This is a genomic window from Nocardia sp. JCM 38205, assembly GCF_058222935.1.
In genome coordinates this window covers 301,030-325,546 of the sequence record NZ_JBYHFL010000006.1, presented here as the reverse complement: position 1 = coordinate 325,546, position 24,517 = coordinate 301,030, and the positions used below count along the sequence as shown (strand labels likewise).

Genomic DNA, 24,517 nt, shown 5'->3' with positions numbered 1-24,517 from the left:
GGCCACGTCCGTTTCGGCAGGATCGCGCCGGGGTACCGGTGCTCGATTCGTGGGCCGTGACGGAGCCGGGTCATCGATGAGGCTGAGAACGCGTCGGCGGAACAAGGGAGTGGTCAGTGGCAGAGCATTACCAGGACGAGGTACAGCCAGGACTGTTCCCGGACGACTCGGTGCCCGACGACCTGGTGGGCTACCGCGTGCCGAGCGCATGCCAGGTGGCCGGTATCACCTACCGGCAGCTCGATTACTGGGCGCGCACGGGTCTGGTCGTCCCGTCGATCCGCGGGGCGGCCGGCTCGGGGAGTCAGCGGCTGTACTCGTTCAAGGACATCCTGGTCCTCAAGATCGTCAAGCGACTATTGGACGCGGGCATCTCGCTGCAGAACATCCGCATCGCGGTCGACCACCTGCGCAGCCGCGGCGTACAGGATCTGGCGGGCATCACCCTGTTCTCCGACGGCACCTCGGTCTACGAGTGCACCTCACCCGAGGAGGTCGTCGATTTACTGCAGGGCGGGCAGGGCGTCTTCGGTATCGCCGTCAGCGGTGCCATGCGTGAGTTGACCGGCGCGATCGCCAACTTCCCGGCCGAACGCGCCACCGCGGCCAGCGACCGACCCGAAGACGAGCTCGCCTACCGCCGAAAAGCACGGATGAACCGTAAGACGGGCTAGTTCCCGTCCGGTCACACCCGCGCACGGTCGGGCCGCCGACTGTGCCGAAACGATGGTCCCGACGCCGGGGATGCGCCGGGACCACCGTGTTCTCGAGCACACATCAAGATCACACTCGCGTGTGCCCTGCTATGGCCGCAGCTCTCTTCGTGACCGGAAACCGCCAGGTAGACCGCGTGGTTTCTGCCCGGTTCGGGTTTCGGTGGCCGCAGCGTGCGTGCCGCAGGCGCGAGTCGCGGCCGCCGACACCCGAGCCATCCGGGGGGCCGAAAACCGGCTGTTCTGCAGCTGCGGCCTAAAATGACAGGGCGTCGCCGCCGTGCGGGAGAGTTCCGGGCCTCGAGTCCGGGCGCCGAAGGAGCAGCACCTCCCCGTCAATCTCTCAGGCAACAGGGACCGTACGGGCTTCGGCGCCTCTGGAAAGCGGTGGCTGCGGGCTGCCCGCCCATGGGGAAAGGGGGCACGGCCGTCCGGTCGTCGCCACCGAATCTCTCAGGCGCCACGACAGAGGGGGAGGGCTGGAACCCGTCGACCACTGGGTCGACCCGCCCGACCTGGGAGTTAGCCGTGAGACGCACCTTCGCCGACCGCCACATCGGACCCGACAGCGCCGAACTCGACCGGATGTTGCCCGTCGTCGGCGTCGATTCGCTCGATGATCTGGCCGCCGCCGCGATTCCCGCCGGGATCCTCGATGGCTCCGCCCTGTCCGGGCTGCCGCCGGCCGCCAGTGAGCACGAAGTGCTGGCCGAGCTGGCCGCGCTCGCGCAGTCCAACACGGTGGCGACCTCGATGATCGGGCTCGGCTACTACGACACGCTGACGCCGCCGGTGCTGGTGCGCAATCTGCTGGAGAACCCGGCCTGGTACACCGCCTACACCCCCTATCAGCCCGAGATCAGCCAGGGCAGGCTCGAGGCCCTGCTCAACTTCCAGACCATGGTTTCGGACCTGACCGGCATGGAGGTCGCCAACGCGTCCATGCTGGACGAGGCCACCGCCGCCGCCGAGGCGATGACGTTGCTGCGCCGCGCCAACAAGTCGGCCTCCCCGCGCCTGCTCATCGACGCCGACCTGTTCCCGCAGACCCGCACCATCCTCTACACCCGCGCCGAGCCGCTGGGCATCGAGATCGTGGAAGCCGACCTGGCCTCCGGACAGCTGCCCGACGGTGAATTCTTCGGGGTGCTCACCCAGGTTCCCGGCGCCTCGGGCCGGATCGTGGACATGGCGCCGATCATCGAGGCCGCACACGAGCGGGGCGCACTGGTCGCCGTCGGAGCGGATCTGCTGGCACTGACCTTGATCACGCCGCCGGGCGAGCAGGGCGCCGATGCCTGCTTCGGCACCACCCAGCGTTTCGGCGTCCCGATGGGCTTCGGCGGCCCGCACGCCGGCTATCTGTCGGTGCACACCAAGCACGCCAGGCAGCTGCCCGGCCGGCTGGTGGGTGTGTCGGTCGACGCCGATGGCGCGCCCGCCTACCGGCTGGCCCTGCAGACGCGCGAGCAGCACATCCGGCGGGAGAAGGCCACCTCCAATATCTGTACCGCCCAGGTGCTGCTGGCCATCGTCGCCGCCATGTACGCCAGCTATCACGGTGCGGACGGCCTGCGCGCGATCGCGCGACGTGTGCACGGACATGCGGCCGCGATCGCCGTCGGTCTCGACGGCGCCGTGGTGCACGAGCGGTTCTTCGACACCGTGCTCGCGCATGTGCCCGGCGGTGCGGAAGCCGTTGTGGGCAAGGCGAAGTCGCGTGGCATCAACCTGCGGCTGGTGGATGCCGATCATGTCGGCATCGCCTGCGACGAGGCGACCACCGAGGCCCACGTGGCTGCGGTGCTCGAATCCTTCGGTACCGCACTGCCTTCGGAGCAGCCGGGTGGCGAGCCGGTGTCGATCGAGAACCGCACCTCGGAGTTCCTGACTCATCCCGCGTTCACCAGCTACCGCACCGAAACCGCGATGCTGCGCTATCTGCGCCGGCTCGCCGACAAAGACATCGCCTTGGACCGCAGCATGATTCCGCTCGGTTCCTGCACCATGAAGCTGAACGCGACCGCCGAGATGGAGGCGATCACCTGGCCCGGATTCGCGCGGGTGCATCCGTACGCGCCGGTCGAGGACGCCCCCGGCCTGCTGCGGCTGATCGCCGATCTGGAGGGCTGGCTGTCGTCGATCACCGGCTACGACTCGGTGAGCCTGCAACCCAACGCGGGCAGCCAGGGCGAGTACGCGGGTCTGCTGGCGATTCGCCGCTATCACCTCGATCGCGGCGACACTCACCGTGACACCTGCCTGATCCCGTCCAGCGCGCACGGCACGAACGCGGCGTCGGCGGCCATGGCGGGGCTGCGGGTCGAGGTGGTGGCCTGCCGCGACAACGGCGACGTCGACCTGGACGATCTGCGCGCCAAGATCGCCGATCACGCCGACCGGCTGGCCTGCATCATGATCACCTATCCGTCGACGCACGGCGTGTACGAGCACGAGGTCGCCGAACTGTGCGCGCTGGTGCACGAGGCGGGCGGGCAGGTCTACATCGACGGTGCGAACCTGAACGCGCTGGTGGGCCTGGCGCGGCCGGGCCGGTTCGGCGGCGACGTCAGCCATCTGAATCTGCACAAGACCTTCTGCATCCCGCACGGCGGCGGCGGTCCGGGCGTCGGACCGGTGGCGGTGCGTTCGCATCTGGCGCAGTATCTGCCCGGCGATCCGCTGGAGCCCGGTTCGCACGCGGTGTCGGCGGCGAAATACGGTTCGGCCTCGATTCTGCCCATCACCTGGGCCTACATCCGGATGATGGGCGCCGACGGCCTGCGCCGGGCGACGTTGTCGGCGATCGCGTCGGCCAACTACATCGCCCGCCGGTTGAACGACTACTTCCCGGTGCTCTACACCGGCGAGAACGGCATGGTCGCCCACGAGTGCATTCTCGATCTGCGCGAGATCACCAAGCAGACCGGCGTCACCGTCGATGATGTGGCAAAGCGGTTGGCCGACTACGGTTTCCACGCGCCGACGATGAGCTTCCCGGTGGCGGGCACCCTGATGGTCGAGCCCACCGAGAGTGAAGATCTCGCGGAGCTCGACGATTTCATCGAGGCGATGATCTCCATCCGTCGTGAGATCGATCAGGTCGGCGCCGGTGTCTGGCCGGTCACCGACAACCCGCTGCGCGGTGCGCCGCATACCGCCGCGAGCCTGGTCGGGGAGTGGGAGCACCCCTACAGTCGTGAAATCGCGGTGTATCCGCGCGGTCTCGGCCACGCCCGCGCCAAGGTATGGCCGCCGGTGCGCCGTATCGATGGCGCCTTCGGCGACCGCAATCTGGTGTGCTCCTGCCCGCCGCTGGACGCCTACACCGACTGACGAATGCGCGACCGCCGCCACGGGTCATGCCGTGGCGACGCGGGAATCCTGTTGTGGTGCACCCACATTGTCGAGATCAGGGCTGCGACGCAGAGCCGGGAAGCGCCCCCGACCGGAGAACGTACGGCCCGGTGGTCTCAGAGCGCGCCGGCGCGGGCAGCAGCGATGGCGGCACGCGCGGCGGCTTCGCTATCGGCGACGGTGACCGGTTCGTGTGAGACGAACAGCCGGTAGTAGATCGGGGCGACAGCGAACCGGATCACCGCGTGCGCATCGACGGTCGCAGGCAGTTCGCCGCGGCCGACAGCGCGCTCGATCACCCGCGCGGACTGTTGATGACGTGCGGTGAAGAAGGCGTTCAGCGCTGTTGCCGCCGAAGGGTTCTGCATGGCAGCGGTAATGAACGCGGTGGAGATCGGGCCCGCCTGCGGGTCGGCGAAGCCGGTGCGTACCAGTTCGACGATGGCGCGCAGATCGCCCTCGATGCTGCCGGTGTCCGGGATCGGCCACGGTTCGGTGGCGGCGAGGTCGAGCGCATCGGCGATGAGCCCTTCCGGGTTGGTCCAGCGCCGGTAGACGGTGGTTTTGTGCACGCCGGACCGTTTGGCGACGTTCTCCATGGTCAGGCCTGGATAGCCGTGCTCGGCCAGTTCGGCGATGGTCGCCGCGCGCACGGCATCGCGGACACGTGCACTGCGCCCGCCCGGCCGCTTCTTGACCTCCAAAGACAACTCCTATTGCGTTAGTGTCTCAATTCCACTAGCTTAAGGCTACACAAGTTGTGATTGGAATCGGCACGGCGGCTACGGACAGGCGTGACGAGGACGATCGAGAAGGGAACCCGCAAGTTTGACCGACACTATCCAGACGATCGACGTACCCGGCGCGCCCTACGGGGTCACGATCGCCTCCGACGGCACGATCTGGTTCTCCATGGCGACAACCGGTGCCATCGGCCGCTACCGCGACGGCGTGGTCGACACCTTCGGCCTCGATCCCGCCGACGGGCAGCCGACCATCATCATCGAAGGCCCGGACGCGGCGATGTGGTTCACCGAATTCCGCGGCAATCGGATCGGGCGGATCACCGCCGACGGCGAACGGACCAGCATCGACGCCGACGCGCCGTACGGTCTGTGCGTCGGCCCGGACAAGGCGCTGTGGTTCACCGAACTGCAATCCGGACATATCGCCAGACTCGGCGCCGACGGCGAGATCGCCCGCTTTCCGGTGCAGGGCATGCCGTCGATGATCGTCGCGGGACCTGATGGGGCACTGTGGTTCACTCTCAATCAGGCCAACGCGATCGGCCGCTGCACCACCGCGGGCGAGATCACCGTCTACCCGCTGCCCACCGAGGCGGCGAACCCGGTCGGCATCACGGCAGGCCCCGACCACGCGCTGTGGTTCGTGGAAATCGGCGCGGGTCAGATCGGCCGCATCAGCACCGACGGCGCCATCGAGGAGTTCGCCCTGGCCGATCGAGCCGCGCGTCCACACGCCATCACCACCGGCCCCGATCAGGCGCTGTGGTTCACCGAATGGGGCTCGGGCCGGCTGGGCCGGATCACCACGGACGGCAAGATCAGCAGCGTGGACCTGCCTGGCGCCGAACCGCATGGGCTGGTCTCCGGACCGGACGGAATCATCACGGTGGCAATGGAATCGGGCGGTTTGGCGCGGCTGCCGATCGGCCTTTCGAAATGACGAGCGAACCCGGACGTTGGCAAGGTCCGGGCATGCCGCCGCTGCGAACCGACCTGCGCGGCAGTGACGGCCGTATGTTCGCAGCGGGCGGTGTTCCGGTGTCGATCGGGATCGGTCGGGCCGAGGCGGGCACCGGAGGGTGAACCGCTACGTCGTCGTGAGAGCCTGCACCATCGCCGTGCCGAAGCTGATGTCATTGGACGTCGGGACGCGGGTGTAAGTTCCGCCGGTGCGCTCGGTGACCGTACGCAGGGTGTCGGTGCCCTCGCCGCCGATGACGATCACATCCACCCGCACCGGGGTGGCCGGATCGCCTGCGGCTGTGAGATCGGCGAGTAGCTGCGCGCCGGTGAGTGCCGAATCGTCTTCCGGGCCATCGGTGATCAGCAGCACCGAATTGGTGCGGCCGGTGGTGTATCCGGAGACGGCGGCACGGTACGCGGCCAGCAGCGCGGGATAGCACTGATCGGCCCGAAGATCGGAGGGCCGGATGGCGTTCAGCGATCGGGTGACCTCGGTGCGGTGTTCGGCGGCCAGCGGTGCGGTCGCCGCCTGCACTCGATAAGGCGTGTTCCCGTCCAGGTTCTTGCCGAAAGTCCAGACACCGAGGCCGAAGTCGGGCGGCATGACGTTCATGGTGGAGCGCAATGCGCCGAGGGTATTGGTGAGCCGAGTGGAGGATCCATCGCTGCCCGCCATCGACGCGGACACATCGAGCAGCACGGTCGCCGAGACGCCGAGCACCGGATCGGCGAGTGTGGCACCGATCTTGTCCAGCGCGGCACGCGTGGGTACCGCAGCGGTGGCGGCGGGCGCGGGGCCGAACCCCGCGGCGGCGAACACGGCCGCCTGCTGCGGAGCGCGCAGATAGTCGGCGAAGACGCCCGCGGCCATGTTCTGGGTGGTGTCGACCCAATGACCGGTCATCAACGCCGCCGGATAGTCGGCGACGGGCGCGGCGCCGGCGGGAACGAAGGCGGTGAGCCCGCCGTGCGCGTTGATTTGCTGCTCGGTAGCGGCGACCGCGTGCAGGGCGGCGGCCGCCGGTGGAGCGGAGGTGAGCGCGCCGAGCGCGGTGCGGGTGTCGGCAACCTCCGGTGCGCTGGTGGCCAGAGCGGACACGGCCGCGACCACCTGACCCGACCGTGCGGCCTCCTCGGTGAGCGGCTCCGCCCCCGACACCCCGGAGGCGACGGCCGTCGCGGCGGCCAGCGTGGCATCACCAGGCGGCATCGCCATTGCGAGCCCACCCCACGGCAATTGCAGCTCGTCGAGTGAGCTGCGTTGCAGGCGAGGCAGATCCGCCCAGGTGATGCCCGCACGCTGCAAGGCCGCGCCGAGTTCACCGGGGACCGCCAAGGCGATCGGACTGACGGCTACAGACGCGGGCGTGCCCTGAATGAGCCCGGGCACCCGCACCGATTCGATCTGGCGCATCGACTCGGGGATCCACAGCGCGGGCTGCGGGCCGAGCGCGGGATCCCACGGGGCGTTCGCGGTGAACGTCGCGACCACCGCCGAGGCCGGCCTGCCCTGCACCGCCACCGTTACACAGTGATCGCCGACGATCGGCTCGGTGGCGTTGTACCGATCGGCGATCGCGCGTACCGGCGCCTCGAGCGACGGGTCCACGGTCACATTGAGGACGGTATCGCCCTCCACGCATTCCGCGGCCGCCGCACTGCTGTCGCTGCTCGAGCGGTCGCGTAACTGGAACCAGCCGAACACCGCGCCGACGAGTAACAGCACAGCCACCACGGCGATAACCGGACCTTTGCTGATGCCCCGTGACCTGGAATGGCTGCGATGTGTACCCACGGGGCACGAGTGTATGCGTGTGTGGGCCGCCACACCCGGGCTGTGGCCCGCCGCCGGTGGACGACGACGGGCCACAGCTCCGGATCATTCGCGGATCACCCGCCCGCGATCGAATTCGTGCCCACCCCACACACCGGACTGTCCGGTGCGCTCGGCGAAATCGCCGCAGGCCAGGCGGATCGGGCAGCCCCCGCAGACCTCGCGGGCGTAGGCGAAATCCTGCGACGGATACGGGAACCACGCCTCATGGTTGGGGTCACCACGGCAGGCGGCGCGGTGCCACTCCCGGCTGTCCGACAGCGGGAGCAGGTCGGTCAAGGTGGTGACGGTCATGGCGATCCTCTCCTTTCTGCGGATCTCGTCAGGTGGTGGCGGCGAGCTGCTTCCAGATGTGGCGCTGCCGCTTGGCCAGCGGATCGGGTGCCTTCGGCTCCCACAGCAGCCGCATTCCCGCCTCCTCCGGGGTGCGGTCGGCCTTGCTGGTGTTGCACGGCGCGCAGCAGGCGATGAGGTTGGCCCAGGAGTTGGGCCCACCCCGGCTGCGCGGACGGATGTGGTCGACGGTGCGCGCCCACCCCGCGCAGTACCCGCAGCGGTGCTTGTCGCGGCGCAGGACACCGGCCAGGGTGGCCCGGCTCTCGTCGCGCACCTGGGTCACATGGTCGAGGTAGACGTAGCGCAACAGCCGAATCGTTTCGGGCAGAACGATTTCCACATGATTGGAGCGAATCGGGAAACGCGGCTCCCGCTCGGCGATCGACTCGGCGGCGCCGCTGAGCAACAGCACCACCGCGCGGTCGGCGGTGATCTCGTCGATCGCCTCGTAGCTGGCGTTGAGCACCAGCACCGGGGTGTGTATCCAGTTGTCGGCAGACGGGGCCACCACGGTGGTGGCATGGCGTATCGGCATGGGAATCACCATGTTTCGGCAGAGCGAGAAGGAAGGTCGAACAGCGAAGAGGGGAGCAGGGGCTCGGGGTCAGCGGCCGTCCTGGAGGCGGCCGGACTCGAGTTCCGCGCTCGCGATGCCGGGCATGAGCCGCGGCTGGGCGAGTACGACCGGAGCGCACAGTCGCACGGGTTTCTGCGTCGAGTACAAAGCCACCTCCTCTCCTGAGTTCTCGTCGATCACCGCCGGATGCGGTCGATCGGCGTGGAGATCATGGTGGCACACCGGATGTGGTGTTGTCGGGCCATTTTTCGGCCGCCCGGTCACGCGCGGCGGCCGTACCTCACGCCTGTTGCAGCAGTGCCGCGCCGAAGGAGACGTTGAACCGGTCGCACCAGATGGACACGCTGGTCAGCTGGGCCAGATCGACCTCGGCCGGGAGGGGGTAGTTCTGATTGCCCTTGTTGCCACGCAATTTGCCCAGGTCGCGGTAGGCGCCGTCGTCGAAGACGCCCCACCCGTCTCGACCGGACAGCACCGGCGCGTCCGACAGCCACACGTGCAGGTCGGGGCCGTCGGAGGTGTCCAGATTCTCCAGCCGCAGTACCCGGCTGCCATCGGGCAGGCCGAGCACGACCACGGTCCCTGAGGTGTCGTGCTCATGGGAGATGAGTGCGCCGCGGGCGAGCACCCGGGGCTCGGCGGGCGGCGCACCGGGGGTGACCGGCACGCTGACGGTCGGAGCCGCTTCGTCGACCGTGGTGTCGGTGAACAACCGCCAGGGCTGGAAATACGCGAGCCCGATGCCGATGCCGGTGACCACGATCAGCGTCAGCATCCAGGTCAGTGGCGAACGGGCGAGTCGTTTCACGGCCATCTCCTCGGTGTCTGTCCGCTCCGCTGCGAGGACGGGCTCTGCCACCATTCAACTCCACCGGGGCGGGGGGACCCGCCCGAATCGGGTGTCATCCCATCGGGCCGTGCCCGAGCAGCACGCGCCCGGTGAACCGGGTCTGCTTGGCGCGGGGCAGCGGATGGAACAGGCAGCCGTGGATGTCGCGGTAGTACATCTCCAGCTCGCAGGTGCGCGAGTAGCCGACCCCGCCGACGGTCTCGATGGCCAGGCGCACCGTGTCGATCAAGGCGGTCGCGGCCACCGTCTTACGGCTGAGGATCCGGGCCGCGTACTGATCGGTGGCGGCGAATCCCAGGTTCTGCGATGCGGTGAACATCGCCTCGATGAGGTCCTCGGCGGTGGTGTGGGCGTTCATCATCTCCCCGGCCAGTTGCAGCGTGTGCGGGTCGGCCCGGCCGGAAACCTGCGCGACCGTCAGCTCGACGGCGGCGTCGGCGATGCCGAGATAGGCCGACATGACCAGCGGCATCGCGGCGCCGATCACGGTGTCGAGGATCGGCGGCCAGGTGTCGGCGGGCCGGATCATCGCCACGGCGGCGTCCGGGACGAACACCTCGTCGAAGACGAGGGTGTGCGAGCCGCTGGCCCGTAGCCCGAGGGTGTCCCAGGTCTGTTCGATCCGCACACCGGGCGCGTTCATCGGGATCGCGCAGTGCAGCACCTGCGGTCCGTCGGGCGCGCTGTCCCAGCGGATACTGGTCACCGCGATCGTGCCGACCTCGCAGCCGCTGGCGGGGGCCTTCCGTGCGCTGACCAGGTAACCACCGTCGACGCGCTCGGCGCCGCCATTGGAACCCACCCAGTCCGAGGCCCCGGTGCTCACCAGGATCGCACCCGACACCACCTTGCCGAACACCGCGCTCGCGTCCATCCCGTGCTTGTGCCGCCACACCTGCGCGGCCACCAGATGCGAATGCATCGCGAACGCGACGGCGGTCGAGGGATCGTGGCGGCCGAGCTCGCGCAGGATCGCGCCCATCTCGCGGTGGCCGGCGCCGCCGCCACCGAATTCGCCCGGGACCAGCGCCGCGGTGAGACCGGCGGCGCGTAGTCGATCGAACGCCTCGGTGGCCAGCAGGCCGCTGCGGTCGCGTTCGGCGACGCCGGGGCGCAGTGTTTCGCCGATCTCGCGGGCTCGGGCGATCCAGTCGGTGGTTTCGAGGAGGTCTGTGGTGACAGTCATGGACGAAGCTACGAGCGTGCGTCGCACCTGGTTCGATCGCCCGGTGTCCGGGCAGGTCGCGCGCCCGGGGCGAAACCCCTGCCGACCAGGCGCGATGGCGCCGGCGGGTCAGAGATTGCCGACGATGTGTTCCAGCCGCTGGGCGATGTGCTCGCGGGCCTGCTCACGCAGCGCCGGCCGGTACCCCGATGGATACACCGGGTCGCCGGGCGCGTAGTTCTTCAGCACCTCTTTGGCGAGGGTGATCTTGTGCACCTCGGTCGGACCGTCGGCCAGGCCCATCACCTCGGCGTAGTTCATCATGTCGACGAACGGCAGATCCTGGCTGACGCCGATCGCGCCGTGCAGATGCAGCGCGCGCTGGGCGATATCGTGCATCACCCTCGGCATCGCCACCTTGATCGCGGCGATGTCCTTGCGCACCTTCAGATAGTCCTGCTCCTTATCGATGCGCCAAGCGGTGCGCAGCACCAGCAGCCGAAACTGCTCCATCTCGATCCAGCTGTCGGCGATCCGTTCCTGGGTCATCTGCAAGCTGCCCAGCGGGCGGCCCTGGCGCATCGGACGCGAGACCGCGCGTTCGCACATCATGTCGAAGGCCTTGCGCACCAAGGCGACTGTGCGCATCGCGTGATGCACCCGCCCGCCGCCGAGCCTGGTCTGTGCCACGATGAAACCCTGTCCCTCGGCACCGAGCAGATGATCGGCGGGTACGCGGACATCGGTGAACCGCAGGTGACCCTCGTGCTCGCTGAACCCGTGCACGTGGAAGTTCTTGACGATCTCGAGGCCGGGTGTGTCCGCGGGCACGATGAACATCGACATGCCCTGGTACGGGCTGACATCCGGGTTCGTCACCACCATGACGATGTGGAACGCGGCGAATTGGGCGTTGGAGTTGAACCACTTCTCGCCGTTGATCACCCAGTGGTCGCCGTCGCGTACCGCGCGGGTCTTGAACAACGTGGGATCAGAACCGCCGGTGGGTTCGGTCATCACGTAACAGGAGCCGATCTCGCCCGCCAGCAGCGGTTCGAGGTACTGCCTCTTCTGCTCCTCGGTGCCGTAGTGGGCGAGGATCTCCGCGTTGCCGGAATCGGGGGCCTGGCATCCGAACACCGACGGCGCCCAGACCGAGGTGCCGAGCACCTCGTTGAGAAGTGCGAGCTTCATCTGGCCGAACCCTGGACCGCCCAGCTCAGGGTCGAGGTGGCAGGCCCACAGCCCCTGCTGCTTCACCTTCTCCTTCAACGGGCGCATCAACGCCATCGCCTCGGTGTCGGCGCGGTCGTAAGGGTTCGGGTAGAGCAGGTCCAGTGGCTCGACTTCGGTGCGGACGAACTCCGCGGCCCAGTCCAGTTTCGCCTGGTACTCCGGATCGGTCTCGAAATCCCAAGCCATGGTCGGCCTTTCGTCGGCATCTGCGCTGCCGCGGCGGATCGCCGTGGATCGCGGGTGTTCCGTAGAGCACACTATCCACCGCCGCATACCGCGGCAAGGGTCGCCGGGAGCACCGGCTCCTCGTCGGCGAGTGGTAAAACGCCCGGTAGGGTCGGGTGGCGGCGGAACATACCGGCCGGTGCCGGTGTTGACCCCGACGCACGGTCGTAGCACTACCGACGGGTAACATGGCTGCGACTTTTCCTACTCGTTTCTCGACAAGTGAGGCTTAGATGACAGAGCGGATTCAGGTCGGCGGGCTACAGGTGGCACGCGTTCTCCACGAGTTCGTAGAGAACGAGGCGCTTCCGGGTACCGGCGTGGATTCCGCCGCGTTCTGGGCCGGTGCGGAACAGGTGATCAACGATCTCGCCCCGCGTAACCGTGCCCTGCTGGCCGAGCGCGACGAGATCCAGGGCAAGCTCGACGCCTGGCACGGCGAGAACCCCGGCGCGAACTACGACAAGGCCGCCTACAAGAACTTCCTCACCGAGATCGGCTACCTGCGTCCCGAGCCGGCCGATTTCCAGATCGCCACCCAGAACGTCGACGACGAGATCGCCACCACGGCCGGCCCGCAGCTGGTGGTGCCGGTGATGAACGCGCGCTTCGCGATCAACGCCGCCAACGCCCGCTGGGGTTCGCTCTACGACGCCCTCTACGGCACCGACGCCATCTCCGAGGAGAACGGCGCGGAGAAGGGCAAGGGCTACAACAAGGTCCGCGGCGACAAGGTCATCGAGTGGGCGCGCAACTTCCTCGACGATTCGGTCACCCTGATCACCGGCTCGCACATCGGCTCCACCTCGTACAAGATCGTCGACGGTGAGCTCGAGGTCGGCCTGGAAGACGGCACCGAGATCGGCCTGGCCGACGCCTCCCAGCTGGTCGGCTACAAGGGCGACCTGGAGTCCCCGAGCTCGATCCTGCTGAAGCACAACGGCCTGCACATCGAGATCCAGATCGACCCCGAATCGCCGATCGGCAGCACCGACAGCGCCGGCATCAAGGACGTCGTGCTGGAGTCCGCGGTCACCACGATCATGGACTTCGAGGACTCGGTGGCCGCGGTGGACGCCGAGGACAAGGTGCTCTGCTACCACAACTGGCTGGGCCTGATGAAGGGCACGCTGGCCGAAGAGGTCAGCAAGGGCGGCAAGACCTTCACCCGCACCATGAACCCCGACCGCGTCTACACCGCGCTCGACGGCTCCGAGCTGGTGCTGCACGGCCGTTCGCTGCTGTTCGTGCGCAACGTCGGCCACCTGATGACCTCCGACGCCATCCTCGACGCCGAGGGCAACGAGGTGCCCGAGGGCATCATGGACGGCCTGATCACCTCGCTGATCGCCAAGCACTCGCTCAACGGCGACACCGAGCTGAAGAACAGCCGCACCGGCTCGGTCTACATCGTGAAGCCGAAGATGCACGGCCCCGACGAGGTCGCCTTCACCAACGAGCTGTTCGGCCGCATCGAGGACGTCATCGGCGTGCCGCGCAACACCCTCAAGGTCGGCATCATGGACGAGGAGCGCCGCACCACGGTCAACCTCAAGGCCTGTATCGCCGCCGCCAAGGACCGCGTGGTCTTCATCAACACCGGCTTCCTCGACCGCACCGGCGACGAGATCCACACCTCCATGGAGGCCGGGCCGATGGTCCGCAAGGCCGATATGAAGGCCCAGCAGTGGATCGCCTCCTACGAGGACTGGAACGTCGACACCGGCCTGGCCACCGGCCTGCCGGGCAAGGCGCAGATCGGCAAGGGCATGTGGGCCATGCCGGACCTGATGGCCGACATGCTGGTGCAGAAGATCGGCCACCCCAAGGCCGGCGCCAACACCGCCTGGGTGCCCTCGCCCACCGCCGCCACCCTGCACGCCACCCACTACCACCTGGTTGATGTGTTCAAGCGGCAGGCCGAGCTGGCCAAGGGCGGCGCCCGCGCCACCGTCGACCAGATCCTGGAGATCCCGCTGGCCGCCGACATCAACTGGTCGGACGAGGAGAAGCAGCAGGAGCTCGACAACAACTCCCAGTCCATCCTCGGCTACGTGGTGCGCTGGATCGACCAGGGCGTCGGCTGCTCCAAGGTGCCCGACATCAAGGATGTCGCGCTCATGGAGGACCGCGCCACCTTGCGCATCTCCAGCCAGCTGATGGCCAACTGGCTGCGTCACGGCATCGTCTCCGCCGACGACGTGGTGGCCAGCCTGGAGCGGATGGCCCCGGTCGTCGACCGGCAGAACGCCGGCGACCCGAACTACCGTCCGATGGCCCCCGACTTCGCCGGCAGCGTGGCCTTCCAGGCCGCCAAGGAGCTCATCCTGGAGGGCACCAAGCAGCCCAACGGCTATACCGAGCCCATCCTGCACCGCCGCCGTCGCGAGGCGAAGGCGCTGGCGAACAAGTGATGCTCAGTGACTGACAAGTAGCTCCCCGCAGCTGTTTCGGCGCAGGCCCCGTAACGGAGACATTCCGGTACGGGGCCTTTGTCATCTCTGGAGTTCAGCTCGAATACCGGCGTGTCACGGTCGAAACGGACACAAAAAGGACACACATCTAGGTGGGCAATCGTGCTCGAGAAGAAGGGCTGATCAGCAGGTTTGCGCCGCTCCTGAAATAGCCCGCGGCGGCGCATGCCGAACGTCACGTGATGGACTCGGCGGGTCGGTCGCAGCCCGCTGGTTGCCTGGGCTGGCTGAGCTGAACGCCGCGTCGACAGCGCGGGTGCGCTCTCTACGAACCCTTCCGAGTGGTCGGACGTGGGGGACGCTGAAGAACACGGTCGGCCGAGCGTCCGGCCCTACGGATCACCGAAGTCGACCAGCATTCCCCGGCCCACTCGACACCAGACTGACCCTGATGGCACACACGCCAGGCGGAATCGTGCCAGTGAAACCAGTGCGCCGGCGATTTCCCGGGGGTCCGCGACGGTTGTGATTCGACCACTCCGTAGCGCCGCTCGTGTGTGCGGATCATCCGCTCCGTACGGCTTCAACCGTGCGCAGTGACGTCATTTTTCACCGTCACGGTCACGCGTGACAGGCTCCGCGCGACGCCGAACTTCCTTGATAAACGGTGTCGGAATTCACTGGGACAGCCGACCAGGGGTGGCAGTTCGGCGGCGTTTATGACGAGGTCATCATCGATCATGAGGCAGAGTTCGCGGTGGGCACGCACGCGGCGCGAGGCAGCCGCATCGACTACTCGTCTACCACGACGACGGACATCGAACCGGCGTCGAGGTGAAGACGGCGAGCCTGTGGACCGCCGACGCAGTGCACGAGCAGCTCGTGCGCTACCGCACAGACCGAGCAGGTGGACTCACAACTGCTGCTGACCGCAGACCCGGAACTGACCGATTTCGACTGGCCCCGCGATCTGAAGATCCACTGTTCATGGTATTACTCGGCGGCCGCCGCGGCCGCTGGTAGCAGCCGCGTACGGCATCGGCAGCCCCCGTGTGCGGCGGTCGGGCGGCGGTGCCGATATCGATGCCGTGGTCGTCGATGTCACCGGCGGCGGCTTGTTCGACTTCGTCGAGGGTGTAGTCCCCTCCTGCGCCGGCGCCGACGCAGGCGAGCAGATACAGGTATGCCGGAGTCGTGGCCGGGTGGTCGTGCCACAAGCTCTTGCCGAGTGGGGTTTCGTGCGTCGCGATCACCATCGCGAGCGCGATTACCCAGGCGCGGTTGACCGGTGCGTCGGCGATGGCTTTGGACAACTGCTCTCGACACGGCGCGGTCCCGGGGCCCCACATCGCCAGTGGTGCACGCACACCCCGGTGTGGTGTATCGGGTATGCCCAGCTGCAGGCCCGGGCACTCCTCATCCGCTGGCGTCAACAGCCGCGCACCCAGGCGGGGCCTGCTCGAATCGCTCGGCCGTCAGATCCCCCGACACGGACGCCGAGCGCCTTGCTCACACCGATGGTGGCTACGGTTGTCGTAATAGGGGATTCAGGTGCAGTAGGGGGGCGCTGCTGGCCGATCACCATGGGCGGCGAGGTAGGTGTTGAAGAAGGCAGCGAGCGTGCGGTGTTGAACAGCGAGGCTGTGGGTGGGGTCGATGGTGCCCACGAATGTCGGATCAGGCTCACCTAGCTGGGGTAGCAGGAGTTGGTAGTCGGTGTAGCTGAAGTGCTCACCGTCGGGGAGGTGGACCTGGCAGAGCGGACCGCGGTGGGTGGCGAGGAACTGTTGCCAGGACGCGTCGTTCGCGGCGCTGTGATCGCCCGCGCTCATCAGCAGGAACGGACGGTCCAGACCGTCGTCGGCGACGCGGCCGAAGTCACGGGCGGATTGGGAGTAGGCCATGCTGCCGTCGAGATCGGCTCCGGCACGAATGCGATGGTCGGCGGTCATGACTTCGCCTGTGGTGAAACCGCCGGCGGAATGACCGAACATGCCCATCCTGGAGAGATCCAGTGAGGTGTGCAACCCGGCTGGCAGACCACGCCCTTGGGTCCCGGGGTTGTCGCCGCTGGCCACGTTTTCGAGCTGGTCCAACACGAATCGGATGTCCTGCACACGAGTGGTGATGAGGCGCTTGGACACTTCGATGGTCGGTGCAGGCAATGCTCGCCGTTCAACGCGGTTATCGGGGAATGCGACGGCTTCGGCTTCGTGGGTGTGGTCGATCGCCACGACGATGTAGCCGTCGCTGGCGAGTTGTTCCATCTGGACGGTGCCGTGTGCGCGCGACAGGGTCGCTCCCGGCGAGTACAGCAGAACGGGCCATCGGCCTTCGGCCACGGGTGCTCCCAGGCCGGCGTGGGTGGGAAAGCGGAAGTCGAGCAAGCCAGGATCGATGTCGAGTTTTCCGGCGTCGAGCTCGGCTGTGGTCGAGGCGACCCCGGCCGGCATGTACGGAGCTTTCGGCTCGGTGTTCGGTCGTGCCGGGTACCGCACGGTGATCATCAATTCCCGCGGGCTGCCGACAACCCACGGGTCATGCCGGTCCGGATCAACCAGGTGCAGATCGACGCTCCCTACGGGATAGGAACCGGTCGGGGCGGGCAAGGCGAAACGTACCGGTTCCGCGGATGCGGTAGCAGGTACGGCGGTCACTAGGAGGGCGATCACAGTCGCGCCGACCCGGCGCAGCGCGGAGGTAGCGGTCATAGACAAGAACCTAGAAGCGGAACCGGCGCCCACGCATCAGGGAGATCACCTGTTGTGCCCCCGAAATCCTGGCGAGCATCGTTGCCCTCTTCACTGAGTAACATTCCCGCTACAGGTGCGGGAGCGCGCTCAGCTACAAAGATCCGATTCGGCCTGACCAAGCGCCTGGATGCGATCTGCATGACATCGAGGTCGCACGTGCAGGCGCTCCACGCGACCAGCGCGCAAGCACCTGTACCTTGCTCAACGGGAGCCGCGACACCGGCTGCTGGGGCGAAACCCGCATCGTCTCGATATCATTGTGTCCGTTGATATCTCTCGACACCGCACCACACTCAGATGGATTCCGGATGCGCGCTGGAGCGCTCACTGGCCGCGACGGGCCCGCGACGCCTTCGATGTGCGAAGGTTTCCTGCCGTGGGCGCTTCAGATGATCGCGGTGGCTTTACGCGTGATCGCGGTCGGAGTTGCGTTCGATTTCGTCGTCGCGTTCGCGGTCGCGCTGATAGTCGGTCTTGGCGTTCGCGTTCCACGTGACCGGGTGCGCGCCGGGGCCGCAGTCCTCGCTCAATTGGATTGTCGATTCGGGACGCATTCGGACCTCCCGGACCAGCACGGCGAGGTTGCTGCACGTTATCAGCGCTCCGACGGTCGCGGGCCCCACATCGGTGTTCGTGCATGTGATATCGACGCGGCTGGCGACCGGAACCGATGTGCAGAAAGCGTCGGCGGGCGGTCGTGCCTGAGCCAAACCCACGCCGACGGTTGCCGATACCGGCGCGGCCGCGAGAGCGGAGATCGCTGCGCCCACGATATATAGCCGTCGGGAACTTCTCCTGGGGATGGACACCAAGCTTCTCTCTTTCGCTGTGCCGAACAACAGTTCCCGAAATCGTAGGTGTATCCGAGTCGAGTTCCCAGAGTGGGGAATTCCCGAGTGTAGTCGCCGGAGGTGTTCGGCAGCGTGGTGCCGACGTCGGCGCACTGTGTTGTCGATGGGTCGTCGGATCCTCGCCGGGCTACCTCTCGGCCCGGTCGAGCTGGTCGAATATGCCGTCCAGGATGTGCGCGGATTCCCGCCTTGGCGAGCGCACCACGCAGGACGACCCACGGGCCGCGCTGCGTCCGAAATCCGCGAGCGCTAGCTTGGTCTCCGACATCTAGATCATTCAGGGGATGACACTGCTCATCCGCCGGTAGAGGGGAAAACGTGCGCATCCTGCTAGTTGCCAGTGCCTTCAACAGCCTCACCCAGCGCGTGCACGCCGAACTGCGCGCACGCGGCCACAAGGTGGGAGTGGAACTGGCGCTCGGTGACGATCTGCTGCGCGCGCGGGTGGCCCACTTCCGGCCGGAGCTGATCGTGGCGCCCATGCTCACCACCGCGATCCCCGAGGACATCTGGACCGAGCACACCGTGCTGATCGTGCATCCAGGCCCCAAGGGCGACCGCGACCCGTCCTCGCTGGACTGGGCCATCGCCACCGGCGCCCAGGAGTGGGGTGTGACGGTTGCAGGCCGTCGCGGAAATGGATGCCGGGCCGATCTGGGCGTCGGTGCCGTTCGAGATGGCAGCGTGCGGCAAGAGCGAGCTGTATCGCAACGAGGTGTCCGACGCCGCGGTGGCTGCGGTGCTGCTGGCGGTAGAGAGGTTCGCGGCCGGGACGTTCGAGCCCGAACCGCTGGACTACGGACGCCCGGATGTGCGGGGACAGTTGCGGCCGTACCACTCCCAGCAGTACCGCCGCATCGACTGGTCCGCCGATTCCACCGCTGATGTGCTGCGCAAACTGCGTGCCGCCGATTCTCAGCCGGGGGTGCTCGACGATCTGCTCGGCCGTGAATACTTCGTCCACGGCGGGCACAACGAGGACCAACTGCGCGGCGCCCCCGGCGAGCTGATCGCCACCCGCGACGGCGCGATCTGCCGGGCGACGGTGGACGGCGCGGTCTGGCTGCCGCAGCTGCGGCCACGCCGGCTGCCCGGCGGCCCCGCGACGTTCAAACGCCCGGCCGTCGACGCACTGGGCGCCGACCTGCCCGACGTGCCCGAAGTGCCGGTGACGCCGGCCGAGGCGGCGGTCCGCGACACCTGGTCCGAACTGCGCTACCGCGAGGAGGGCGCCGTCGGCTTTCTGGAATTCGCTTACAGCGGCGGTGCGATGAGCACGAGCCAGTGCGAGCGACTGCTGGCCGCCTACCGGCAGGCCTGCGCCCGGCCGACCGCCGTGCTGGTGCTCGGGCCCGCCCGCGACTTCTTCTCCAACGACATCCACCTCAACGTCATCGAGGCGGCCGCGGATCCGGCGCTGGAGTCGTGGCACAATATCAACGCGATGAATGACGTGGTCGAGGCGATCCTGACCACCACGGACAAGATCGTCATCTCGGCACTGGCCGGCAATGCCGCGGCCGGCGGGGTGATGCTGGCGCTGGCCGCCGACGAGGTGTGGTGCCGGGAATCGGTGGTCCTCAACCCGCACTATCGCCTGATGGGCCTCTACGGCTCGGAGTACTGGACCTACTCGCTGCCGCGCCGCGTCGGTGAACCCGAGGCCGCGCGGCTCACTCGCGAGACGCTGCCGGTGGGTGCCGCGGCGGCCGCCGAGATCGGCCTGGTGGACCGCGTGGCGCCCGGCAGCACGACGGCCTTCCGTGATTGGGTGCGCCGCGAAGCCGCGGCGCTGGCCGATTCGCCGGAGCTGGAGGGCCGGTTGGTGGCCAAGAAGCAGCGGCGCGAAGCCGACGAACTCAGCAAACCGCTCGCCGACTACCGCGCCGAGGAGCTGACCGAAATGCGCCGCAACTTCTACGGCGACGGCGAGCCCTACCACCGGCTGCGCCGGGAGTTCGTCTACGGCGTCGTACCCGCCGCTACGCCCGCGTACCTGCTCGGCTGACCGGCTCGCCATCCGGTGGCGCAGTAGAGACACCGATTGGCGACTCCCAGCACATTCGTGGTGAACTTCTCACCTTGAAATCCTCATTTCGGTGGTTCGCACACCTCGTGCACCCGATCGCGGATCGGAAATCGACTAACGCAACATCGGAGTAGCACTTCAGCAATGGGTGGGTAACCCCTGCCCTGGCTTATCTCATGTCCTTCATCGGGTCGGTCCTCGGCCTGCGCTGCGCGGCGCACGCGCGCACGGCGAAGTCGCCGATCGGCTGGCTGGTCGCGGCGGCGGTGGCGCTGGGCGGCGCGGGTATCTGGGTTATGCACTTCACGGCGATGCTCGGGTTCGCCATCGATGGCGTGGACATCCGCTACGACGTGCCGCTGACGCTGTTCAGCGCGGCCATCGCGGTGGTCGTGGTGCTGGTCGGGCTGGCGATCGTGGTGCGCGGGCATCGGGAGGCGATGGCCCTGCCGTTGGGTGGTGCGATCACCGGTTTCGGAGTCGCGGCGATGCATTATCTGGGCGTGGCCGCGATGAACAGCGGCGCGACCATGGAGTACGACGCCGGTCTGGTCGCGCTGTCCATCGCCATCGCGGTCGTCGCCGCCACCGCCGCGTTCTGGTTCATGGTGCATGTGCGCGGCTGGGCCAACACGGTCGGCGCCGCGGTGATCATGGGCCTCGCGGTCTGCGGCATGCACTACACCGGCATGATGGCGATGAGCGCCCACCACGGTGATCACCAGGCGACGCCGGTGGGTATGGCGCCGGTGGATCTGCTGACGCCGCTGATCACGACCGTCGCACTGGTCGTGGTGGGTCTGGTCGTGCTGGTCGGGGTCGCCGAGTTGGACGTCCGCAGTACGGCAGCCGCGGCCGCGTCCCTGGAATCCGACCGGCCCGTCGCCACCACGCTGGCCACCACCGATCCGACGACGCTGGTGAGCAGCGGCCGGCAATGGCCGCGTCAGCCGATCGAGCACTGACTGCCGACGCTCACGGCAGGGGCCGGGCGTCGCGTTGGCCGAGCAGGGCGGCCATCACCCCGGATTCCTGGGACTGGGCGTGGATCATCGACCGCGCGGTCTCCTTGACCGGTCCGGATTCGATGAGTTGATCGGCCGCCTGCGCCATCGCCACGCCGCCCTGGTGGTGGCGCAGCATGAGTTGCAGGAACAGGATCTCGGCGGCGCGGCCCCTGGCGGCGGACAAGGCATCGAGCTCGGCCATGGTCGCCATCCCGGGCATGGGGTGCCCGGCCGGGGCGTGCGCGCCGGCCGGTCCCGTGCGATGCGCCGGTTCGGCAGCGGCCCGCATCCAGTCCATCGGCTGTGGGGACAGCGGAGACGCGTTCGCCAAGCGCAGCCATCCGAGCATGGTGCCGATCTCCAGTCGCTGGGTGTCGGCCATCTGCTGGGCGAGCCGCGCGACGGCGGGGTCGACGGCCGGATCGAGTCGCTGCACCATGATCACGGCCTGCTGATGGTGGGCGGTCATGTCCTGGACGAAGCCGATCTCGACCGCGTCGAGCACCGGATCGGCCGGTCGGTCGTCATCGACGAACAGCGGACGCAGCGCCGCGCCGATGACGAGCAGCAACACCGCGACCGCCGCGTACCCGGCGATCCGCATTCCACGCGGCATGCTCACGATCCGACGATCGAGGACTGGTTCGGCGGCGGCGTGTACACGCCGTTGTTCAGCTCCAGCACCATGAAGCCGTTATCCGAACACGCCACATACAGCTTGTTGCCGCGCCATTCCGGCGGGGAGAAACACCAGTCGGTGGAGACGTCGCCGAAGGCGAGCCGCCCGGTACGCGGTGTGAGCGCGTCCATCGGGTTGAACTGGCCCTCGAGCACCGCGCGCACGGCGTTCGGCGCGCTCATCAACGGCACGCCGATGATGGACGCCAGCGCGTGCGGTGAATTCCACAGCTCGAGGTTGCGTCCGGTGCGGGCCGGGGGATTGAAGTAGGCGATCTCGCGGATATTGCCCGGATCGCGTACGTCGAAGACCCGGATGCCCGAGGAAATCCAGCCGCAGGCGAGCGCGGTCGGGTTCTCCTGCCGGTCGGCCGCGCAGTAGTGGGATTCGTAGGCGAAGGCCGAGCCGCCCATCGAGGAGCCGATATTGCTGTCGATGTGCTGCGGCAGATTGATCTCGAGCTTGAGTTTGGCCGCCACCTTCGGCGCGGTGTCATCGGAGATGTCGATCAGCTTGACCCCGCCGGATCCGCCCTCGTCGACGGTGTAGAGATACGGCTTGCCGTCATAGCTGACCGGCACGCTGTGCTGGGTCGCCCAGCCGTCGGTCCAGAACACCCGGCCGATGTGATGGACCTGCGGATTCGGGTCGCGCCGCTGCACGGCGCTGATGTCGAGCACGGTGAAGCCGCCGAGCGCGGAGATGTACATGCGGTTGCCGTCGGGGCTGATGCCGAAGCCGTGCGCCTCGATGCCGGTGAGGCCCTGCCACACCACATGCGGATTCGACGGATCGGTCAGGTCGACCGCGCTGACGAACCCGGGTGCGATGCCCGAGGCCCAGTAGGTCCGGCCGTCGGGGGAGAACCCGCCCTCATGCGTGGTGATCGGCAGCGGCATGGCCAGATTCGTGCCGGGCCCCGGATTCAGCAGCCGCGGATGCGCGCAGTCGGAGATGTCGTACACCGACAGATAGCCGACGCCGATGCCCACCGGGACACCGGTGCCGACCAGCAGTTTGCGTTCCTTGTTGACCTTCAGGCTCTCCCATGTGCCCGCGAGCATCGCCGGCTCGGTCAGGGTGGCCGTCGGCCGCGGATTCGCCGGATCGGAGACGTCGAGCACCTGCACGCCACGACCCTCGCCGAGCAGATTGCCGGGGAAGAACGAGCCCATGTACGCGCAGTGCTCGAAGCTGGTGGAGGTGATACCCGCACCGCGCCCGGCGAACTGGCCCACCATCGACATGTTGCAGCGGTAGCCCTGGGTGCTGCGCCCGCTGTCGCGATCGGCGGCCGGAACATCGCCCTGGAGGCCGGGTTCGGGCATCGAGCCGGGGCCGCAGTCGGCGCGCGGCACCGAGGTCCGGCCGACGTCGAGGAATTCGCGCACGCCAGTGGCGATATCGGATTGCAGGTCGGCCGACGCGCCCGCGGGCAGCATCATCGTGGCGATCAATGCCGCCGCGGCCAAGGCGAACGGCCTGGCCTGGCGCAGCTTCAACGGACGCCTCATCGCATCCCCCAACTTTCTGTTGTCCGACTCACGTCGGCCCCGCAGCGGGTTGGCTAGCGTCCCAGACAGCAGGGCCGACGTTACTGACCGGAGTTTAATAAGGGCGCGTCGGGGCGGGAGCGTTTTCGCGGAATTGCCCGCCGCGACCGGCGCTCAGCGCGAAGGCATCGGCTCTGACCAGGTGGAACGCTGTGCTGCATGGAGGGATACGGTGCTGGACGGCGGGACCGAGCCAGGGCCTGTTGATCGACGTCGGTGCTCGGATGTGGTGGTTCCACTGTCTGTGAAACTCGCACAACGAGCGCCTCGGTCGAGCCGGCTACTCAGTGGGTGGGCGCCGCCGCTGCCTCGAGCAATCGCTCGCACGCCCGCAACAACCGGGCCCGCAACGGGGCGGCCCGCTCCGCGAGCGCGGACTGAGCGCGCGCGTATTCGCTTCGCCCGGCTGCGGTTTCGATGGTGACGGGCTCGTAGCCGTACTCGGTGAGATCGTAAGGACTCGCTCGCATATCGAGCTCTCTTGCAGCGCAAGCGAGTTCGAAGCAATCAGCCAGCAGGTCCGAGTCGATGAGCGGGACGAGTTTGAAACCCCACTTGTACAGATCCATATTCGCGTGCAGGCAGCCCGGCTGTTCCCGCAGCGGTTGATCATCGCGGGTGAGCGCTTGGTTGTTGCGGCCGACAGCGTCCGCGGTGAAGAACCGGTAGGCGTCGAAATGCGTGCAGCGCAACGACATCGACTCGACCACCGCATCGGTCCCCGCCCGGCCCAGACGCAACGGCACCGCCCCGTGCCGCACCTCATCCGAGCGATACACCATCGCCCATTCGTGCAGCCCGAAACACGACAGCTGCGCCGGCCGCCCTGCCGTCGCCCGCAGCAACCGCGCCACGAACTCGACGGTGTCACGCCGCTTCGCCAGAAATGCCGGATCGGGCGTCGCGACCATTCCCGAACCGATATCCACCTGGCGATACCCGCGCGCTCCCGCGTATTCGGCAGCCTCCGCTAGGCCCACCCCGAAGCCGGGATGCCACCTCCGCAATTGCGCCGGCTTATGCCCGTAATACGTGAACAGGAAATCGATGACCGGATGCGCCGCGCCCGCCGCCCTGCGCCGCAGGTACGGCCCGACCAGCTCGTCGATGCGTTCCCGATGCGCCCGCGCCCGCTCCCGCCACTCGACCTGCGGCAATACCCGCAGGTCGGGGGAGTGGTCGAGATCGTTGGGCGTACTCACCCGTTCATTTTCCCGCACCCGCCCGCG

The 24,517-nt window shown here is 67.8% G+C and carries 21 protein-coding genes and 1 riboswitch; of the genes, 6 read left to right on the top strand and 15 right to left on the bottom strand.

The genetic code is table 11. The annotated features are described in order from the left end of the window. Positions 1-116 precede the first annotated feature (116 nt). Both AC4HOU_RS23190 and gcvP read left to right on the top strand, forming a co-directional pair. Positions 117-674: a MerR family transcriptional regulator gene (locus AC4HOU_RS23190; RefSeq protein ID WP_014350797.1), complete on the top strand. Its 558-nt coding sequence runs from the start codon at positions 117-119 to the stop codon at positions 672-674. A 312-nt stretch (positions 675-986) separates the two neighbouring features. Further along, positions 987-1,083, top strand: a riboswitch (glycine riboswitch). Between the two features lie 215 nt (positions 1,084-1,298). Next, complete coding sequence (gcvP, locus tag AC4HOU_RS23185) at positions 1,299-4,049, top strand: aminomethyl-transferring glycine dehydrogenase (RefSeq protein ID WP_490725296.1); 2,751 nt, start codon at positions 1,299-1,301, stop codon at positions 4,047-4,049. Positions 4,050-4,186: 137 nt separating this feature from the next. Here gcvP and AC4HOU_RS23180 read toward each other — a convergent pair whose 3' ends face one another. Then, positions 4,187-4,774, bottom strand: coding sequence for a TetR/AcrR family transcriptional regulator (locus tag AC4HOU_RS23180; RefSeq protein WP_490725263.1), 588 nt, complete (start codon positions 4,772-4,774; stop codon positions 4,187-4,189). Between the two features lie 124 nt (positions 4,775-4,898). On the opposite strand from AC4HOU_RS23180, the gene AC4HOU_RS23175 reads away from it, so the two are divergent. After that, on the top strand, positions 4,899-5,756 hold the full coding sequence (locus tag AC4HOU_RS23175; RefSeq protein WP_490725262.1) for a Vgb family protein: 858 nt from the start codon (positions 4,899-4,901) through the stop codon (positions 5,754-5,756). Positions 5,757-5,903: 147 nt separating this feature from the next. Here AC4HOU_RS23175 and AC4HOU_RS23170 read toward each other — a convergent pair whose 3' ends face one another. From AC4HOU_RS23170 to AC4HOU_RS23140, 7 genes are all read right to left on the bottom strand, one after another. Beyond that, positions 5,904-7,574: a VWA domain-containing protein gene (locus tag AC4HOU_RS23170; protein WP_490725260.1), complete on the bottom strand. Its 1,671-nt coding sequence runs from the start codon at positions 7,572-7,574 to the stop codon at positions 5,904-5,906. Positions 7,575-7,658: 84 nt separating this feature from the next. Beyond that, the gene (locus tag AC4HOU_RS23165; protein WP_163812220.1) at positions 7,659-7,907 is read right to left on the bottom strand and encodes a WhiB family transcriptional regulator; all 249 of its coding nucleotides are present in this window, start codon (positions 7,905-7,907) and stop codon (positions 7,659-7,661) included. Between the two features lie 28 nt (positions 7,908-7,935). After that, positions 7,936-8,484 (bottom strand): HNH endonuclease, encoded by a 549-nt coding sequence (locus AC4HOU_RS23160; protein ID WP_490725258.1) that lies wholly within the window; start codon positions 8,482-8,484, stop codon positions 7,936-7,938. 69 nt (positions 8,485-8,553) lie between these two features. Beyond that, on the bottom strand, positions 8,554-8,679 hold the full coding sequence (locus AC4HOU_RS23155; protein ID WP_490725256.1) for a hypothetical protein: 126 nt from the start codon (positions 8,677-8,679) through the stop codon (positions 8,554-8,556). Between the two features lie 127 nt (positions 8,680-8,806). Beyond that, positions 8,807-9,340 carry a DM13 domain-containing protein gene (locus tag AC4HOU_RS23150; protein WP_194992689.1) on the bottom strand — a complete coding sequence of 178 codons (534 nt, stop codon included), beginning with the start codon at positions 9,338-9,340 and terminating at the stop codon, positions 8,807-8,809. A gap of 88 nt (positions 9,341-9,428) precedes the next feature. Beyond that, entirely contained in the window at positions 9,429-10,562 is a 1,134-nt protein-coding gene (locus tag AC4HOU_RS23145) for an acyl-CoA dehydrogenase family protein (RefSeq protein ID WP_490725254.1), read from the bottom strand. Between the two features lie 108 nt (positions 10,563-10,670). Beyond that, positions 10,671-11,963, bottom strand: a complete 1,293-nt coding sequence (locus AC4HOU_RS23140; protein ID WP_490725252.1) for an acyl-CoA dehydrogenase family protein — start codon at positions 11,961-11,963, stop codon at positions 10,671-10,673. Between the two features lie 272 nt (positions 11,964-12,235). On the opposite strand from AC4HOU_RS23140, the gene AC4HOU_RS23135 reads away from it, so the two are divergent. Then, positions 12,236-14,416: a malate synthase G gene (locus AC4HOU_RS23135; protein WP_490725250.1), complete on the top strand. Its 2,181-nt coding sequence runs from the start codon at positions 12,236-12,238 to the stop codon at positions 14,414-14,416. Between the two features lie 887 nt (positions 14,417-15,303). Here AC4HOU_RS23135 and AC4HOU_RS23130 read toward each other — a convergent pair. The 4 genes from AC4HOU_RS23130 to AC4HOU_RS23115 all read right to left on the bottom strand — a co-directional run bounded on the left by AC4HOU_RS23130 (position 15,304) and on the right by AC4HOU_RS23115 (position 18,560). Further along, on the bottom strand, positions 15,304-15,729 hold the full coding sequence (locus AC4HOU_RS23130) for a hypothetical protein (protein ID WP_490725248.1): 426 nt from the start codon (positions 15,727-15,729) through the stop codon (positions 15,304-15,306). Between the two features lie 234 nt (positions 15,730-15,963). Next, a complete protein-coding gene (locus AC4HOU_RS23125) occupies positions 15,964-17,127 on the bottom strand; it encodes an alpha/beta hydrolase family protein (RefSeq protein WP_194991663.1) in 1,164 nt (387 codons plus the stop codon). Positions 17,128-17,573: 446 nt separating this feature from the next. Continuing rightward, positions 17,574-17,939: a hypothetical protein gene (locus AC4HOU_RS23120; RefSeq protein ID WP_194991661.1), complete on the bottom strand. Its 366-nt coding sequence runs from the start codon at positions 17,937-17,939 to the stop codon at positions 17,574-17,576. A 411-nt stretch (positions 17,940-18,350) separates the two neighbouring features. Next, a complete protein-coding gene (locus tag AC4HOU_RS23115) occupies positions 18,351-18,560 on the bottom strand; it encodes a hypothetical protein (protein ID WP_228806793.1) in 210 nt (69 codons plus the stop codon). 79 nt (positions 18,561-18,639) lie between these two features. On the opposite strand from AC4HOU_RS23115, the gene AC4HOU_RS23110 reads away from it, so the two are divergent. Both AC4HOU_RS23110 and AC4HOU_RS23105 read left to right on the top strand, forming a co-directional pair. After that, positions 18,640-20,028 (top strand): enoyl-CoA hydratase-related protein, encoded by a 1,389-nt coding sequence (locus AC4HOU_RS23110; RefSeq protein WP_490725244.1) that lies wholly within the window; start codon positions 18,640-18,642, stop codon positions 20,026-20,028. 197 nt (positions 20,029-20,225) lie between these two features. After that, positions 20,226-21,014, top strand: coding sequence for an MHYT domain-containing protein (locus tag AC4HOU_RS23105; RefSeq protein ID WP_490725242.1), 789 nt, complete (start codon positions 20,226-20,228; stop codon positions 21,012-21,014). Between the two features lie 10 nt (positions 21,015-21,024). Here the strand turns inward: AC4HOU_RS23105 and AC4HOU_RS23100 are convergent, their stop codons facing one another. From AC4HOU_RS23100 to AC4HOU_RS23090, 3 genes are all read right to left on the bottom strand, one after another. Beyond that, positions 21,025-21,678 (bottom strand): DUF305 domain-containing protein, encoded by a 654-nt coding sequence (locus tag AC4HOU_RS23100; protein ID WP_490725240.1) that lies wholly within the window; start codon positions 21,676-21,678, stop codon positions 21,025-21,027. Beyond that, positions 21,675-23,249: an LVIVD repeat-containing protein gene (locus AC4HOU_RS23095; RefSeq protein WP_490725238.1), complete on the bottom strand. Its 1,575-nt coding sequence runs from the start codon at positions 23,247-23,249 to the stop codon at positions 21,675-21,677. Before AC4HOU_RS23095 ends, AC4HOU_RS23100 begins: the two co-directional genes overlap by 4 nt. 323 nt (positions 23,250-23,572) lie before the next feature. Continuing rightward, positions 23,573-24,454, bottom strand: a complete 882-nt coding sequence (locus AC4HOU_RS23090) for a 3-methyladenine DNA glycosylase (protein ID WP_490725295.1) — start codon at positions 24,452-24,454, stop codon at positions 23,573-23,575. Between the last annotated feature and the right edge of the window lie 63 nt (positions 24,455-24,517).